Raw genomic sequence first — 16,929 nt, 5'->3', positions numbered from 1 at the left:
CGGTTTATGTCAAATCCCCGCGTTAACCTGATTATCGGCATCATTAGCATCAGTATTTTCCCGGTGCTGGTGAAATGGGCACCGGTGTCGGGCGTTAGTTCTGCATTTTACCGGATGTTGCTCGGACTGCTGTTCCTGCTGCCTTATGTGTTGTTTCGCAGGAAATTCACATTACCCGGCAGTGCGCTCTGGTTTCCTATCGTGCTCTGCGGGATCATTTTTGCGAGTGACATAGCAGTCTGGAATCTCTCCATTCATTATTCCAATGCCACGCAGGCTACGCTGCTAACAAACCTCTCACCCGTGTGGGTGGGCGTAGGAACGTTTCTGTTTCTGCCCGATAAGCCCGCCCCACGCTTCTGGCTTGGTACACTCGTAGCGCTTATTGGAATGGTCATTCTAATTGGCACCGAGACATTTATGACCATGAAATTTGACCTGGGCTTTGCTTTGGCAATGCTCTCGGGAGTGCTTTACGCATCGTACATGCTCATCAGTAAAACGGTTTTGAACAAAATCGATATTGTCAGCTTTATGACGATCAGTATGGCCGTGTCGAGCATTTATCTTTTTGCCATATGCCTCATTTTCGACCAGCCTGTCTGGCATTTCGAACCGGTAATCTGGAGTGTTTTTGTTGTCCAGGGATTGATTTGCCAGCTCATCGGCTGGCTGACGATCAATGCAGCGATGAAGCAAATGGATGCCAAAAGCGTTTCACTCAGTCTTTTGAGCCAGGCGATTGTTACGGGAGTTTTTGCCTGGATTTTTATTGGAGAGAAAATAACCGTGCAAATGATCAGCGGCGGTGTGGTTATCCTCATCGGCATTGCTATTACGTACACCGGTCGCAAAAAGCCAGCCACTACTCGCGATCAGGATTCGATAGGCAGGTAAATAATAAATGTCGATCCGATGCCCGGCTTGCCGATGGCGTCGATCAGCCCCTTGTGGTTTTCCACAATCTTTTTACAAATCGCCAAACCAATGCCGGTGCCTTCATAAGCCGAGCGGCTGTGTAGCCTTTGGAATACCTGAAAAATGCGGTCTTTATACTGTGGATCAAAGCCAATGCCGTTATCGGCAAATGAAATATACTGATACAAGCGGCCAGCGTCAGCCCCCGCAAGCGGAATAGCAGCGCCCGGCACCTCTCCCGAACGGATCTCGATCACCGGAGTCCTGCCGGGGCCGATGAATTTGAGCGCATTCGCAATCAGGTTCATAAAGAGCTGCTCGAATTGGTACACGATCACCTCGCGCACAGGAAGCGCGTCACTCGTAATGACCGCATTCTCGGCCTGAATAAGGTCGCCTAACTGATCTTTTACATTTTGCAACACCTGGTTCAAATCAGCGCTCTCAAGGTGCTTTTCCGCCACATTGGCTCGGGAAAACGCCAGCAAATCGACGATCAGCTGCTGCATTCGCGTGGACGACGCCTGCATCCGGTTGAAGTAGTCCTTTCCCCGATCCGAAAGATTGTCCTTCTCGGTTTCGAGAATACGTGTGGCAAATGTCTGGATTTTCCGAAGCGGCTCCTGCAAATCGTGGCTGGCTACGTACGCGAACTGCGCTAGCTCCATGTTCGTGCGCACGAGCTCGTTGTTGACTACCTGAAGCTGTTGGGTACGCTCCTGCACTTTTGTTTCGAGTTGGTCAATAAACAGGCGGCTATCATGAATATCCAGACTCGTCCCCACCCACATTTCGATCGTGCCATCGGCGCCGTGCTGCGGAATCGCGCGGCATTGGTACCACCGGTATTCGCCGTCGGCACGTTTCAGCCGGTGTTCGAAGAGGTATTCGGTGCCCGCCGTGATCGATTCGATCCATAGCCTTACACTTTCGGCCACGTCGTCGGGATGCACGAGAGGCAACCAGCCTTCTTTTTCTATTTCTTCCGCCGAAAACCCGGAATAATCGAGCAGTGACCGGTTGAAATAGGTAATATTCCCTTGAGTATCGGCGGTCCAAACAAACTGCGGCATCGAATCCGCGAGAGTCCTGAATTTGCCCTCGCTGGTTTTCAGTGCGAGCTCCGACTCCTTACGGTCCGTAATATCCATCATAGTCCCAAGCATCCGCAGCGGCACATGCCCTTCGTCAAAAAACACCTTTCCCTGCGTCCGTATCCAGTGAACCGACTGGTCCCGGTGGATAACCCGCGCCTCATAATAGTAAATACCAGTTTCGAGCGCAACTTTAAATGCTTTTTCAACAATAGCCTGCCGGTCCTCGGGATGCACTCTGTCGCGCATTTCAGCGTGGGTGAGCACAGTGTCCTCACTATATCCTAAAATCACTGCCAGCCTTCCCGAATGAATGACTTCCCTCGTCTGGATATTCAGATCCCACGTAGCGAGACGCGTTCCGTCGGTGGCGAGCGAAAGCCGGTCGGCAGTCTCGGCGAACTGCTGCCGTAAAGTCACCTTGTCTGTTACGTCGTTCACCGAGGCCATTATGGCGGACACGCTGCCGTCAATTTCAAATATGGGCGCATATTGAAAATCGAGGTAGTGCTTTTTCAAACCACCCGGACCGTCGACATAAACGATCGCCTCATTTTCTCTGTAGATTTTACCACTTTGATATACTTCCTGTAAAAGCGTCAGGAATTTCTGACTCTTCAATTCAGGAAAAACATCGGCGAGCCTTTTCCCTTCGACCTCGTCCAGCCTGCGCCGCCAGATTTTGAGCATGCTTTCATTGGCAATGCTGACCACCAGTTCGGGGCCTTTGAGAATGGCTTTCGCAAACTGCGATTGCGTGACGAGGTTCCGGAATTGATTTTCACTGCGCTGCAAGGCTTGCTTGGACAAGACCTGTTGAGTTACCTCTGTAGCCACGACGATAATCCCGGACGGATGCTCCGGGTCCTCTTCAAAAAGCGGCTGATATACAAAGTTGAAATAGCAACGCTCCGGCTGTCCGAAACGGCGGATCGTCACTTCGAACTCGTTGCCGTGATAGGCAATACCTGTGCGCAAAACACGGAGAAGGATCGGCTCTACGTAATCACGCACTTCGGGAAGCCCAGCAAAAAGGGGTCTCCCAACGAACTCCTGCTCCAGGCGGTCAACGATTTGCAGATAGGCGTCATTGGCCATTTCCACCACGAAGTCCTCCCCGCGCAGGATCATCATTCCCACGGGAGCCTGCTTCACGGTGTTCCAAAACTTGTTTTCGCCCGCATACTCGACCCGACCCACCTGTTCAGGGTGATCTTCGCCATTTTCGGAAATATGCTGATTGAGTTGTTTCGACTTGCCCACCTGCTTTCACGGAAAATATATTTCAAAAATAGGTGGACAAGCCGTGAGAAGTCAATAGTGATAATGGAAGTTTTCTGGCGCGGGTGTCCAGCTGTGCTTGGTCCAGTCGATATCCAGGATTTGTTTGATAGCCTGTTTCAGCTTGGGAAATGACCCTGGTTTGCGAATAAAGAAGTTGGCGCCTTTTTCATGCACCTTCCGTACCATTTCCTCTTGTCCGGTGGTAGAGAAAATTACCACCGGTATGTGCGCCCAGGCTTTGGTTTGCCGGATCAGATCCAGACATTCAAAACCGTTTTTACGGGGCATATTCAGATCCAGAAAAATGACGTCCGGCGGAGGCGGTACCGTTTTCTCCATCAGGTCGATCAGCTCCACCCCGTCGCTCGCCGTCATCAGCTCGGTCGAAGTGCTCACTTCCCTGAGCGCGTCCTCGAACAACAGGCAATCGTCCTCATCGTCGTCGGCCAGGAAAATAGATTTATTTGGTTTTGTGCTCATAACCTGAATTTAAGTATTCATGAAATAACATATACGTTGCTCATACATTCAACCTAAACGAGGTACGGTAGCAATCAATTCCAGAGTAAGGATATACAAGGTAGGAAATAAAAACCGTATAGTAAATTTAATTTACATTAAAACTCGCCTTCCAGGCTCTCTTTCGGCTTCTTCTTCGCCTGATGCAAACGGTAGTTTAAGGTAAGATTAATCTGCCTCAGACGTCCCTGGGAGGTGTTACGGGTGTAGAAGTTGCCCCCCTCGGTGATCGACCGGTACTTTCTGGAATTGAAAACATCTACTACGGTGAGCGTCAGTGTGCCATTTCCTCTCAGAATATCTCTCGTCGCGGCCAGGTCGAGCGTTGCCAGTGCTTTCCGGCGGCCTTGCGGGGTTTGCTGCGGTGCTTCATAGTTTCCTCTCAACTGCACATCGGTATTTTTCCAGAGCGTAAAACGCGACATCGTACGGATAAACCAGCTGTATGTATCGCTTTTAAAGTCCTCGTCCACACCGGTTCCGTCGGTAATCGCACGGAAAAAGTTGGCGCTTCCATCGAGTTTCCACCAGGGGTATGGATTAAATGAGCCGGCAAACTCGGCACCGTAGGCATCTTCCGTTCCCAGATTTTCTGGACGGGTGTAGGAGCTCCCATCGTCCTGCACGGTGCGGATGCTGATAATCTTGCCGTTGGTATGACGGTAGTAGATCGATGACGTCAGCGAGCCTTTGTTCAGGTATTTGATATGACCGAACTCGAATGCATTGGTAAACTCCGGGTTCAGGTCGGGATTGCCGCTCCAATAATTGCGGTTGTCGCTGTAAGTCGCAAACGGACTGAGATCGTTGTATTGCGGCCTGCGGACACGGCGGCTATAACTCAGCTGAAAGGCATTCTGTTTGGCAAAATCGTAAGTCACATGCACACTTGGGAAGAGATTGGCATATTTGCGGGCGTTCACCTCGTTGGTGTTTCTTAATGTAGTGGTCACGCCGGTCCATTCCGCCCGAAGACCTCCCTGGTAGGAAAACTTACCGGTTTTATTGCCGACCATACCGTACAATGCATTGATATTCTCTTCATAAAGGAAATCGTTGGTAAGCCCGGGCAACGCTACCCAGCCGCCATCACTGTTCTGCTGTGTGACGGTGTAATCGTTGGTCATGTCCCGTGAGCTGCTCCTTCCCCCTGCCTCGATCTTGCCGTCTTTTCCGAAAGGATGTACATAATCGGCCTGGAAAAGCAATTGTTTCTCCGTTTCATAGTTCACCGCTCGCTGCAACAACGGCGGAATGCCTGACGGGCTGCCGTCCGGTTTGTATACATTTTCATGGTAATACTGGTCCGAATCCTCCCAGTTGTCGAGGTAACGCACATCGGCGGTAAACTCCTGCCCTTTCCGGTTGAATGTCCGCTTGTACGTTAGTGCATACTCCGAGTTCGGCTCCGTTTCAGTCTCATCCTGGGTCCGGCGCGTGTAGCTCATCATGTTATTGAGGTTCGACAGGTAATCGCGGTAATTGAGTGTCGAAAATCGCTTTCCCTTGCTGGTACGCCACGTGTAGGCGCCAGTGAGGACGTTTTTGGAATTGAAATAATAGTCGATACCGCCGCGGGCGCTGTTGGCCATACCTTTCAGGTTACTTTTCATATCCCGCTCCATGATGAATGTTGAATCATTGCGGTAAACCTCCTGGTATACGTAATTTTTGCCGGGAGTATTCCGGTACGACATGGTGTAGTTGATGAAGAAATTGAGATTCTTCTTCCGGTAATTCACATTCGCGGCGCCGCCAAAGTTGGTAGGATGGCCCGTAATAATATCGAACGAGCCGTTAATGCCCTCTTTCCGCTCTTTTTTCAAAACAATATTAATCACACCGCCCATACCTTCGGCTTCGTAACGTGCCGATGGATTGGTAATGATTTCCACGCGCTCAATCATGCTGCCCTGCAACTGCGCCAGTCCGCTCGCGCCTTTAATGCTGACCAGACCGGAAGGTTTGCCGTCGATAAGAATGCGCACGTTGCCGCTTCCCCTCAGACTTACATTCCCTTCAACATCCACCGCTACCGAAGGGACATTAGTCAGGATGTCCACCGCAGTACCACCCGCATTTGCCAGGTCTTTCCCAACATTGAATATCTTTTTGTCGAGCGATAATTCCATCGAACTCTTCTCTGCCTGGACAGTCACTTCGTCAAGCGTTCGGGCCGAGGCCGCCACTTTGATCGAGCCCAGGTCCAGCGGAGAATTAGCTGCACTCACTTTTATATTAGTAGTATAATTGGGTTTATAACCGATGAATTCCGACAATGCATAATAGGTACCGGCGGAGATATCTACTATGAACCCACCCGTCTCGTCGGTAATCGCACCGGAGACGAACGAACTGTCGGTTGTTTTGAAGAGCCGGATGCTCGCATAGCCCAGCGGCGCATTGCTTGCGCCGTCGACTATCTTGCCTGTAACCTTTAATTTCCCATTATTCTGCGCCACGGCGGGCATCATTCCCAACATCCCGAGAATCCATGCAAACCCCACAAAACCACGCAACTTCCGCGAACGGAAGCCCTTCTTCAAACTGCTTTTAATAGTCATTCTTATGTTGTAATATTTTCTCAAATGCTTTTAAAAATTGCTACCCATACAAACCGGTTTACCTTCCCGTTTTACTCTACTGTAATGATATATTAAAATGAACTTTCCGCCCGACGTTCCGAGGCTCCGTCGGATTTTTGTACCTTTGCAGTCTTTTTGCAGATCCACACAAAGCCATGAAACACGAAGCATCACAAACTTTAAGATTAGCATTCCCTATTATCATCGGTGAACTGGCCCAAATGGCGCTTCACCTTATCGACAGCGCCATGGTCGGCGCTATCAGCTACAAACAACTGGCCGCGGCCGCGCTGGTCATCAATGCAATGAACATTCCGTTCGTGATCGGGATCGGGATGACGATCTCCGTTTCGCAGATGGTATCCCTTGCCAACGGCCGCCGCGACGCCCAACAGGTTTCCCATTATCTGTTTAATGGTTTCTGCCTTTGTACGCTTACCGCCCTGGCAATTTCCATCACATTGCTCTTTGGAAAAGATTACCTGCATAACCTCGGACAGGACCCGGAGGTAGTTGAGCTCGCCATTCCGTTTATGCGGCTGATGGGCCTTTCCATTATTCCCATGCTGCTTTTTATGACTTTGAAGCAATTTGCAGACGGACTGGAACACACGCGCACCGCGATGATCTTCTCCCTGGCTGGTATGCCTGTCAATATTCTGCTCAACTGGCTGCTCATTTACGGTAATTGGGGCTTTCCGCGCCTCGAACTGGAAGGGGCAGGTTGGGCGACGCTCATCACCCGCAGCATGATGTTCCTTGCTTTGTTATTTGTGATTTTAAGACATAAAACTTTTGAAAAATACATTGCCGTAGGTCGCAATCAGTGGTATTTCAAATGGAAGACCTGGCGCGAACTACTGCATATCGGCGTGCCGAGCAGCTTGCAGATTGGCATGGAAGCGGGTGCATTCGCCGTATCGGGTATTATCATTGGCACCCTGGGTGCAGTAGCGCAGGCTGCACACCAGATCGCTCTGAGCAGCGCGTCGTTCACATTTATGGTATCGATGGGCCTCGCGCAGGCGGGCTCCATACGCGTGAGCAACGCGCTCGGGCGCGGCGACTGGGCGAAGATTTTTGTAATCGGCAAAAGCACGCTCGTCACCGCGTTGATCTACGGTACATTCTGCGCGATCACCTTCGGCCTTTTGCGGAATCACCTGCCGATGGCGTTCAATGACAATACCGAGGTCGTAACATTGGCTGCATTACTGCTCCTTTTTGCCGCCGTTTTCCAGATTTCGGATAGTACCCAGGCCATCGGCGCAGGTTTGCTGAGGGGCATTAAGGATGTAAAAACGCCCACGATTCTGATCGGGATCGCTTATTGGGTGATTGGTATCCCGGTTGGCTACACGCTTGCATTCCATTTCGAGATGGGAGCTTCGGGCATGTGGCTGGGGTTGATTCTGGGCTTGACGATGGCATCGATTTTCCTAATGACCCGCTTTTTCAAAATGACAAGAAGAAATCAGGTTTAGATAAAACTTCGTCAAAATCCGACTTGTTGATAAGGATATAAATGCGAAACTTCGTCATTAATCCAAGTGCGCTTTTTTTAATCAATTCTTATCCACAAAAATCTGATTCAATGGATTTCAATTCCACGTTAAGGAACATCTTTGTTGAAGAAAAGGACATTCCTGCGGAGTACAGCCTGCCATCCCTGATTCACCAGCGCGAGTACCTGTGCAATGGCGAAATGAAGGCCTGGGACGGTCCTTTCCATGAAGTTTTCTCACCGATTGCCGTACAAACCCCGAACGGGCTCGAACGCAAATTGATCGGCAGCTACCCTTTGTGTACCGCTACCGAAGCATCGGAAGCATTGGAAGCGGCTGTAACCGCCTACAACAGCGGCCGCGGCGAATGGCCTACCATGGGCGTAGCCGAACGCATTCACTGCGTCGAGCAGTTTACAGGCCGGATGATCGAGAAAAAAGACATTATTGTCAAGCTCATCATGTGGGAAATCGGTAAGTCATTCGCCGATTCGGTCAAAGAATTCGATCGTACTGTCGAATACATATACGCCACCATCGATTCCCTCAAAAACCTGGATCGCGACTCGTCCGGTTTCCATATTGTCGACGGCATCGCAGCACAGGTAAGACGCTCTCCGCTGGGCGTGGTACTTTGTATGGGGCCATTCAACTACCCGCTCAACGAAACGTTCACCACCCTGATCCCCGCGCTGATCATGGGTAACACGCTGCTGTTCAAACCGCCGAAATTCGGGACGCTGCTGCATTACCCATTGCAGGAAGCTTTCCGCGACTGTTTCCCAAAAGGCGTTGTGAACGTGATTTATGGCCGCGGTAATGCCATCGTTCCGGGATTAATGCAGTCGGGTAAAATCAACGTCCTGACATTGATCGGTTCCAGCAAAGTGGCCAATGAATTGAAGAAATCGCACCCGAAAGTGAACCGTCTTCGGGCAGTACTCGGTCTGGATGCCAAAAATGCGGCGATCGTCACGCCAGAAGCCGATCTCGACCTCGCCGTGAAAGAGATCATCACAGGATCGTTGTCGTTTAACGGTCAGCGTTGTACGGCTCTGAAAATCATATGGGTACACCGCAGCGTAGCCGATACATTCCTCGAAAAATTCAGCGCCGCGGTTGCTGAACTGAAATTCGGGATGCCGTGGGAGAAAGGCGTGGCGCTTACCCCGCTGCCGGAAACCAATAAAATCGAATACCTCAACGACTGCATCGCCGACGCGGAAGCGCATGGTGCGAAAGTGGTTAATGAAAACGGAGGCAAATCAGAAGGCTCGTTCTTCTACCCGGCGGTTGTCTACCCGGTAAACAGTAAAATGAAGCTGTATCACGAAGAGCAATTCGGACCGATCGTGCCCGTGGTACCATTCGATGACCTCGAAGAAACCATTCAGTTCCTGATCGACTCAACCCACGGCCAGCAGGTAAGTATTTTCAGTAACAACGCCGACGAAGTGGCCTCGCTGATCGACCCTCTGGTAAACCAGGTAAGCCGCGTGAACATTAACACCCAATGCCAGCGCGGCCCGGATGTATTCCCTTTCACCGGCCGCAAGGACAGCGCCGAGGGTACCCTATCTGTTCCCGATGCCATCCGCGCCTTCTCGATCCGCTCCCTCGTAGCCTTCAAAATGAACGCCGCGAACAAGCAGTTGATCAACGAAATCGTGCATGAGGATACTTCCAACTTTTTGAGTACGAAGTTTATATTCTAAGGTTTTTGCATTCATTTCAATGCAAGCCGCCCATTCAGGAAACTGGATGGGCTTTTTTTGTACCGGAGGATCATTTGTAATGAAAATAGGGATAGGAGGTTTGTAGAAGTTTGCTTTGGGCTTGTATAAGCACATTATTATATGAATAAAGAAATTTACCCTTTCTATCAGGCCGAAGACAATTCATTGTACTTTTTCATTAGAAAGGGCATTCACGGCGATATTCAAAAAGTTGTTTCGATCAGCAGGATTCCAGACGGCTCAGACTATCCTTCGAAGTCAGCATACAATCTGGGCTGGTCGGCTGCAAATAATTGTTTAACTTTAATACTATCACTGATAATCATGAGCATGGAAAAACACACCACCCAAGAGCATGAAGCTATTTTGGAAGAGCTTCTCAAAGACAAGGACAGAATTATTGAAGCAGTCAAAAATTCGCCTTTTCTGAAAAAGAAAAATGAAAAGGCAGCGGAAGACTTTGCTAAGCTGCCACCACCATTCCCCTGGGAAAAGGAAAAAACAGAAGCGGACTCATAACATATTTATAAGACGATCGGCCACCTCTCAATGGCCGATAGCATGTTGTGCTCTTCACAAATTCGCCTCCGCCAGCGCCCGCTCAATCTCCCCTTTCGGCGTCACGCCGCTTTTCTTCCATACCACCTGGTTACCTCTGTAAAGAATCAAAGTAGGTAGTGCAGTCACTCCCAGCTCTTTCGTAAGCGTTTTATTTTCATAAGCCTCGATATTAATCACTTTCACGGAGCTCGCTTGCTCGTGTTTGATGGAATCCACGATGAGTGCCAGGCGTTTGCAGGAATCACAATAGCGCGAACCGAAATCGACTAGCACGAGCTTGTCGGATTTCAGCGAGGCCTGATAGTCGGCCAGGGTTAGACCAGGGCCAACGGTGGAAACGACCGGTTTGCCCAAACCAATCCATTTGCTCAACCCACCCGGAAGTTCGGTAACGTCTTTGAACCCATTATCACGGAGATCTTTGGCGAGTTTGCCACTACGGCCGTTGGCGATGGAGTAAATGAAGGTCGGTTTGCTTTTGTCGAGTTTAGCAATGGCTTTCGAGAAATCGGCTTCATTGGCAACACTGAAACTCGTCGCGCCTTCGAGGTGGTTCTGCGCGTATTCCTCGGGCAAGCGGGCGTCGAGGATCTGGGCATTTTTGCCGGCTTTCGTAAGACGCGACTCAAATTCCTCGAATGAAACGAGGTCACGTCTTGGAACGATCTGGGAGCTCGGCGCAGTCTGCGCATGCAACGCGGTATGGACAAGGAGCAGCCACACCACTGCGAACAATGGTTTGAAAGTTTTCATTGAAATTGGTTTTAAAGTGATTACTGCTTTCGGTGGTTGGCCTCGGCTATCGACTTTATCTGGAATTCTTGAAGTTATTCAGCAACACTTTGGCTGCGCGGATATCATAATCGAACATTTCGGCCTTTTGCATCGAGATCTTCTCCGCTTCCGGAATGGCCGGCGCGGCATCTTTTCCCGTAAGATCAAGGACATTTAAGGCTTGCAGGCGGGCATACGGGTTGTCACTTTTCAGCGCGTCGGTTAATGCGGCTACGGCGCCAGGCTTGTCGATACCGGTTACGTACAAAGCTTCGGCGGCTGCAATGCGCACGGCTGGCTCGGGGTCTTTCAATGCTTTTTGTAATGCCTCTTTGCCAGCGCTCGCTTTCAGCACGGTCAGGCCGGTCGCACCCCAGTAGCGCACTGAAGGGTCTGCATCACCCAGTGCCCTAATAAGCGCTTGTGTGTTAGCCGTATTGCGCGACGACGCGAGGTCGGCAGTAGCAATTATTTTTTCAAAATTATACTTACCACTCCGCGCATAATCGTACAAAGGCGTGTTTTTAGCAATCTCATAAATGATGGCCTCCGGAATAAAACCGACATCCTTATAGCTCTTGATCCACCGTTCGTTGGCATTTCGCAACCGTTCCAGTTCTTTCTTGTATTTCGGGTCGCCGGCAAGGTTATGGATATTATGCGGGTCAGTGTCGACGTCAAACAACTCCTCTGCGGGCTTTGGCTCCCAAAATTTGGATTGCACCGCATTTAGTTTGCCAGCTTTGTGAAGGTCTTCCCAGGATTTCACCGAAGGCGCCCGCCAGAGATATTCCAGGTACTGACCGTATATTTTATTGGGCAGATAATTCCGGATGTACCGGAACTTCTTGTCCCGCACCGACCGCGACATATCAATCCGCTCATCCATCCTGCCCCTGAAACCGAATGCATATTGCGGCTCAGGCTTCTGTTGCTTCCCCAAAAACGCACCGCCCTGCATATAATCGGGCACTTTCACATCCACCAGACTGAGTACCGTCGGTGCAAAATCCAGGAAGGTAACCAGTCTGTCAGAGACGCTACCCTGTTTCTGATTGGCCAAATGCGCATATTTCGGCGGCAAATGGACGATCAACGGTACATGCAGGCCCGATTCGTACATGAACCGCTTGCTGCGCGCCAGCACGCCGCCATTATCAGCATAGTAAAACACGATCGTGTTCTCCGCCAAACCTTCGTCTTTCAACTCCTGCAACAGCTTTCCAAACTGCCGATCCATTTCTTCGAGCTTGTCGTAGTATTGCGCCCAATCGTGTTTCAGTTCGGGCGTTGCCGGGTGATAAGGTGGCAACGGCACTTTTTCCGGATCGTGTTTCAATACAGGCAGCGGCTCATGCAGCGAGCTTTCATGCGAGACATTCAGATTGAATACGGCGAAAAACGGCTGTCCCGGTTTGCGGTTTTTATAAGTCGCTTTGCCGCTCGACTCGTCCCACGCATCCAACTGATCCGGCGTGTTGTAATCCTTTTTCGCATTATTAGTGGTGTAGTAGCCGGCCTCGCGCAGGTATTTTGGAAAAAATTTCACGAACGCGGGCGACGGGTAAGTGCTCCGCATATGTTCGGTCCCGAGCGAGGGTGGGTACATACCTGTAATGAGCGTGTTACGCGACGGAGCACACACGGGCGCGGTCGAAAAGGCATTTTTATAACGAATGCTCTCCGTTGCGAATTGGTCCAGATTGGGCGTCGTCGCGAATTGGTCGCCATAACTGCCTAACAGAATGGTATTGTCCTCGCTCACAATCCAGAGGATGTTGGGACGGTCCTGCGCCATGGCCGGGTGTAATGCGATGGTTAATATCGCCAGAAGGAGTTTGTGGGCTAATTTATGCATTTGCATGGTTGTTACATCGCTTCGCGATTTTCAAAACACTCGTTTTGTTTCGTTTCTACCAATATTGCGTCGCTACGCGACTTGCGGGCTTTGAAATGCCGTCAGGCATGTAACAACAAATCCAAAATCCTACTTCGCGTTCAAATGTGCCTGCTGCGCCGGTGCGAGGTCGATGGTGACTTTGTTGATTTTGCCTGTGAATGCAAAAGGCACCTTATAAGTATCCCCTACCGGTGTCAGATCGTCGAAAGCGACATTCACACCTTCATGCAAATACAATGCATCCGAAGTCTTGCCTAGCGTTCCCTCTCCTGCCTTTGCATTATTGACATACAAAGTCACCACTCCGCCGCCATTCTGATCATATTGCACGCTGGCTTTCAGTTCCACTTTACCCGCAGGCAATGTCGCATTCGCCGAGCTTACCACGTATTTGTTACCATCGCCTACCGCATAAACAAATTGTAGTTTCTGATTTTGAATGAAAAAACTCAAACCGCCCGCCGCACCGCCTCTCGACAGAATCACCCCTTCCGTTTCCACACCCGACAATACCACGTCCGCAACGATCGAGAATGAACGCTTCAATGCGAACGGGCTCGCCACGTCTATGATCGTCGATTGGCCCGGATAAAGCACTACTCTATCCACGCTATTGTAAGCCGTAGGCAGCGTAAACGGCTCCGTACCGTCTTTCAGCGGATATACATTGTATTTCAAAGCCTCGCTATCGAACAATGCTTTCAGTTCCTTTAACTTCGCTGGGTTCGAAGCGGCAAGATTATTGGTTTCATTAAAATCCTCATTCAAGTTATACAGCTCCCAACGGTCTTTTTCAAAATCCTGGCCTTTCACATGCAGGGAACCGGCTTTCCAGCCATCCTTATAAATAGAGCGTGAGCCGCGGATTTCGTAATACTGAACCGTGTGATGGCTTTTCGCACCGGCGTCGTTGAGACTGTATGCCAGGCTCGTACCTTCTATCGGATCTTGCTTGATGCCGTTCAGCACCGCAGGTGCTTTGATGTTCAGCAGTTCTAATGTGGTCGGTAAAATATCCGAAACATGGCCGTACTGGTTACGAATGCCGCCTTTCTCCTTAATGCCTTTGGGATAAAAAACGATGAGCGGGTTATGCGTGCCGCCTTCCGAATTGGCATCCTGCTTCCAGTGCCGGAACGGCACATTGGTCGCGGCGGCCCAGCCGAGCGGGTAGTTCACTTTTGAAAACTCGGTACCAATCAGGTCGATCTGCTCGATATTCTTTCTCAAACGTTCCTCCTCCGAGATACCGGTTCCAAAGTTGTTTACCGTTCCCACGAACGTCCCCTCCTTGCTGGCGCCATTGTCGCCTACCGATACGATTACGACGGTGTTTTCCAGCTCGCCGGTTTCGCGAATGTGGTTGATCACCCGGCCAATTTCATAGTCCGTGTATTCTAGAAAGCCCGCATAGGTTTCCATAAACCGTGCATAGAGCTTTTTCTCCTCAGCAGCCAGCGAGTTCCATTCTCTCACACCCGGGTTACGCGGCGGAAGTTTGGCTGTCTTTGGAACTACCCCTAGTTTGATCTGATTCGCCAGCACTTGCTCGCGGTACGCATCCCAGCCCGCATCGAACTTGCCTTTGTATTTATCCGACCACTTTTTAGCCACTTGATGCGGCGCATGCCCCGCGCCGGTCGCTACGTAGAGAAAAAACGGTTTATCAGGGTTCCCGGATTTCTGGCTGGCAAGGTAACTAATGGCGCGGTCGGCAATCAACTCGTTGAAATGCTTGCCATCCTGCCGGTCCGCTTCGCGGTGCGTGCCTTCCCACAGCTCGGGATGCCACTGGTCGATGCTGCCGCGCGATGGAAACCCATAAAATTGCTCAAAGCCGCGCCCGGTCGGCCAGCGGTTGAATGGCCCCGCCGGTGTTAGGTCCGCCAGCGGGGTAATGTGCCATTTGCCCAGTGCAAAAGTGTTGTACCCATTGTCTTTCAGGATTTCGGCAATGGTACCTTTCTCAAACGGAATGAGCGCATCGTAACCCGGTGTGCCGATGGCGGTTTCAGGGAAAAGCCCCATGTGCGCAGAATGCGGGTTGCGGCCTGTGAGCAGCGATGCACGCGTGGGTGCGCAAATGGCCGTTGTGTGGAAATTGGTAAACCGCAAACCATTGTTAGCCAGGCTGTCCAGCGTAGGTGTGTTGATCAGCCCGCCAAAAGTGCTGATGGCACCGTAACCAATGTCGTCCAGCAAAATCCAGACAACATTGGGCGAACCTTTTGCCGCCTTCTTTTGCGCCGGCCACGACTGCTGCGTTTCAGCTACTGTCTTGCCAATTTTGCCCTGGTAAGCAGGCGTCGGCGCATATTGTGCCTGTACACCACTCGCCGCCAGCACAGCCAGCGCACCGAGCGATAGCTTATTCCATGGACGATATATTTTCCCCATAACAAACTGTTTTTGAATACATTTAAAATCAATATCCAATTCCTATTTGATCGTATTCCAATCCACTATGCCTACTTTCCCGGCCCATTCGAGGTATTCTTTTTCCAACTCCTTCACTTTTTGCGGATAGCGGCTGGCGAGATCGTTCGTTTCGCTCCGGTCGGTTTTCAAATCATATAATTCCCATGGCTGGTTTATTTCCGCCACAAGTTTCCAGTCGCCCTTGCGCACCGCGCGGCTACCTTCGTGCTCCCAGAAAATGGTTTTCGGCTGCGTGGCCTGCGGCTTTTGAAATAGTGGGGTTAAAGAGCTCCCTGCGAGTGGGGTAAGCTTTTCCTTCCCCAATGTTTCAGGATACCGGACGCCCGCCAGTTCCAGCAGTGTGGGCATAATGTCGGTAATGTGGCTTACCTGCGTGCTCAATGCATTGCGCTTTATTTTACCCGGAAACCAGGCGATAAACGGCGACGCGATGCCGCCTTCGTGGGTATTCTTTTTGAATAGTTTGAACGGCGTGTTGCTCGCATTGCCCCATGGTGGGTCATAGCTGTCGATCGAATGCACCGAACCAGGCTCCCCATTTTTTGGGGTTACATAACTCCATTCCCGGACGGTATCACCGCTCCCACCATTGTCGGACAGGAAAATCACAAGCGTGTTCCGTTCCCGGCCAATGGCTTTTATTTTGTCAAGCACTTGCCCGATGCATTGGTCCATCCGGTCGATCATGGCGGCGTAAATGGCCATGCGGGTATCCCATTGATCTTTTTCGGCAGCGGATAATGCATTCCACTCTTGCGCTTTTTCATAGCGCGGCGATAGTTTCCATTCTTTTTGAATAATACCCAAAGAAACCAGCTTGTGGTAACGGGCTTCACGCAATGCATCCCAGCCCTGCAAGTACTTCCCCTTGTAGCGGGCAATGTCCTCCGGCAAAGCCTGGATGGGCCAGTGTGGTGCATTGTAGGCCAGGTATAAAAAGAATGGACTGCGCTGGTCCTTTACGCGGTCGATCGACTGGACCGCGAAATCGGTGATAGCTTGTGTGAGATAGCGTGAAGTATCATACCGCTGTATTTCGCGGCCGTTTAATTGAAAGGTAACCGTCCGCCCGTCATTATAAAGTGGCTCCGAGTTAAAATAACTGCTGCCATTGTTCTGGAGAGTAAACGACTGATCGAACCCGCGGTTCACCGCCCAGGCCGAGGGTACTAGCCCCACGTGCCATTTTCCGGAAACAATCGTGTTATAACCTGCTGTTTTGAGCAGTTGGGCAATGGTAGCGCTGTTTTTATTCAAATATCCCTGGTACGCAGGCGTGCCTTTGTCCTGCACCATGTCACCCACGCCCGCCTGATGCGGGTACAAACCCGTGAGCAGGGCCGCGCGCGAGGGGCAGCATCGACCACTATTGTAAAATTGTGTAATGCGCAGGCCTTCCTGTGCGAGCTTATCCAGGTTGGGGGTATTAATTTCGGAGCCAAAGCTTCCCAGGTCCGAAAACCCCATATCATCGGCCAATATCAGCACCATGTTGGGTTTTTCGGGCTGCTTCTGGGCCAACCCAGGCACCGGCACAATGGCCGCCAATGCCCAGGTCAGACGAATCCAAAGGGAAGTATTATGATTCATTCAATTCCAACAGATTACAAAATC

At 50.7% G+C, this 16,929-nt stretch carries 11 protein-coding genes; 4 read left to right on the top strand and 7 right to left on the bottom strand.

The features are described 5' to 3' along the window. Positions 1 to 6: 6 nt before the first annotated feature. Entirely contained in the window at positions 7 to 897 is an 891-nt protein-coding gene (locus ACQ4MZ_RS04130) for a DMT family transporter (RefSeq protein WP_430843234.1), read from the top strand. On the opposite strand, the gene ACQ4MZ_RS04125 is transcribed toward ACQ4MZ_RS04130, so the two are convergent. From ACQ4MZ_RS04125 to ACQ4MZ_RS04115, 3 genes are all read right to left on the bottom strand, one after another. After that, positions 876 to 3,275: a PAS domain-containing sensor histidine kinase gene (locus ACQ4MZ_RS04125; RefSeq protein ID WP_430843232.1), complete on the bottom strand. Its 2,400-nt coding sequence runs from the start codon at positions 3,273 to 3,275 to the stop codon at positions 876 to 878. The two genes, ACQ4MZ_RS04130 and ACQ4MZ_RS04125, sit on opposite strands and share 22 nt — an antisense overlap. A gap of 51 nt (positions 3,276 to 3,326) precedes the next feature. After that, complete coding sequence (locus ACQ4MZ_RS04120) at positions 3,327 to 3,776, bottom strand: response regulator (RefSeq protein WP_430843230.1); 450 nt, start codon at positions 3,774 to 3,776, stop codon at positions 3,327 to 3,329. Between the two features lie 137 nt (positions 3,777 to 3,913). Next, complete coding sequence (locus ACQ4MZ_RS04115) at positions 3,914 to 6,379, bottom strand: TonB-dependent receptor domain-containing protein (protein WP_430843228.1); 2,466 nt, start codon at positions 6,377 to 6,379, stop codon at positions 3,914 to 3,916. 176 nt (positions 6,380 to 6,555) lie between these two features. Between ACQ4MZ_RS04115 and ACQ4MZ_RS04110 the strand changes: the two genes are divergently transcribed. The 3 genes from ACQ4MZ_RS04110 to ACQ4MZ_RS04100 all read left to right on the top strand — a co-directional run bounded on the left by ACQ4MZ_RS04110 (position 6,556) and on the right by ACQ4MZ_RS04100 (position 10,160). Then, positions 6,556 to 7,884, top strand: coding sequence for an MATE family efflux transporter (locus ACQ4MZ_RS04110; RefSeq protein WP_430843226.1), 1,329 nt, complete (start codon positions 6,556 to 6,558; stop codon positions 7,882 to 7,884). A 110-nt stretch (positions 7,885 to 7,994) separates the two neighbouring features. Then, complete coding sequence (locus tag ACQ4MZ_RS04105; protein WP_430843224.1) at positions 7,995 to 9,620, top strand: NADP-dependent glyceraldehyde-3-phosphate dehydrogenase; 1,626 nt, start codon at positions 7,995 to 7,997, stop codon at positions 9,618 to 9,620. 141 nt (positions 9,621 to 9,761) lie between these two features. Then, entirely contained in the window at positions 9,762 to 10,160 is a 399-nt protein-coding gene (locus tag ACQ4MZ_RS04100; protein WP_430843222.1) for a hypothetical protein, read from the top strand. A gap of 54 nt (positions 10,161 to 10,214) precedes the next feature. Here the strand turns inward: ACQ4MZ_RS04100 and ACQ4MZ_RS04095 are convergent, their stop codons facing one another. From ACQ4MZ_RS04095 to ACQ4MZ_RS04080, 4 genes are all read right to left on the bottom strand, one after another. Continuing rightward, positions 10,215 to 10,955: a thioredoxin domain-containing protein gene (locus tag ACQ4MZ_RS04095; RefSeq protein WP_430843220.1), complete on the bottom strand. Its 741-nt coding sequence runs from the start codon at positions 10,953 to 10,955 to the stop codon at positions 10,215 to 10,217. A 55-nt stretch (positions 10,956 to 11,010) separates the two neighbouring features. Continuing rightward, positions 11,011 to 12,834 carry a sulfatase-like hydrolase/transferase gene (locus ACQ4MZ_RS04090; RefSeq protein WP_430843218.1) on the bottom strand — a complete coding sequence of 608 codons (1,824 nt, stop codon included), beginning with the start codon at positions 12,832 to 12,834 and terminating at the stop codon, positions 11,011 to 11,013. A 129-nt stretch (positions 12,835 to 12,963) separates the two neighbouring features. Further along, positions 12,964 to 15,273 (bottom strand): arylsulfatase, encoded by a 2,310-nt coding sequence (locus ACQ4MZ_RS04085; protein ID WP_430843216.1) that lies wholly within the window; start codon positions 15,271 to 15,273, stop codon positions 12,964 to 12,966. 42 nt (positions 15,274 to 15,315) lie between these two features. Continuing rightward, entirely contained in the window at positions 15,316 to 16,905 is a 1,590-nt protein-coding gene (locus tag ACQ4MZ_RS04080; protein ID WP_430843214.1) for an arylsulfatase, read from the bottom strand. Positions 16,906 to 16,929 lie beyond the last annotated feature (24 nt).

Origin of the sequence: Dyadobacter sp. BHUBP1, assembly GCF_050587785.1 — a bacterium.
In the GTDB taxonomy this organism is placed as follows: Bacteria; Bacteroidota; Bacteroidia; order Cytophagales; family Spirosomataceae; genus Dyadobacter.
The sequence above is the reverse complement of the archived record's forward strand: the minus strand, read 5'-3'. Positions and strand labels throughout refer to the sequence as shown.

Coding starts and splice junctions, on each gene's coding strand:
- ACQ4MZ_RS04130 (WP_430843234.1), top strand. CDS start 7: ATGTCAAATCCCCGCGTTAACCTGATTATCGGCATCATTAGCATCAGT.
- ACQ4MZ_RS04120 (WP_430843230.1), bottom strand. CDS start 3,776: ATGAGCACAAAACCAAATAAATCTATTTTCCTGGCCGACGACGATGAG.
- ACQ4MZ_RS04085 (WP_430843216.1), bottom strand. CDS start 15,273: ATGGGGAAAATATATCGTCCATGGAATAAGCTATCGCTCGGTGCGCTG.
- ACQ4MZ_RS04110 (WP_430843226.1), top strand. CDS start 6,556: ATGAAACACGAAGCATCACAAACTTTAAGATTAGCATTCCCTATTATC.
- ACQ4MZ_RS04105 (WP_430843224.1), top strand. CDS start 7,995: ATGGATTTCAATTCCACGTTAAGGAACATCTTTGTTGAAGAAAAGGAC.
- ACQ4MZ_RS04100 (WP_430843222.1), top strand. CDS start 9,762: ATGAATAAAGAAATTTACCCTTTCTATCAGGCCGAAGACAATTCATTG.
- ACQ4MZ_RS04115 (WP_430843228.1), bottom strand. CDS start 6,379: ATGACTATTAAAAGCAGTTTGAAGAAGGGCTTCCGTTCGCGGAAGTTG.
- ACQ4MZ_RS04090 (WP_430843218.1), bottom strand. CDS start 12,834: ATGCATAAATTAGCCCACAAACTCCTTCTGGCGATATTAACCATCGCA.
- ACQ4MZ_RS04080 (WP_430843214.1), bottom strand. CDS start 16,905: ATGAATCATAATACTTCCCTTTGGATTCGTCTGACCTGGGCATTGGCG.
- ACQ4MZ_RS04095 (WP_430843220.1), bottom strand. CDS start 10,955: ATGAAAACTTTCAAACCATTGTTCGCAGTGGTGTGGCTGCTCCTTGTC.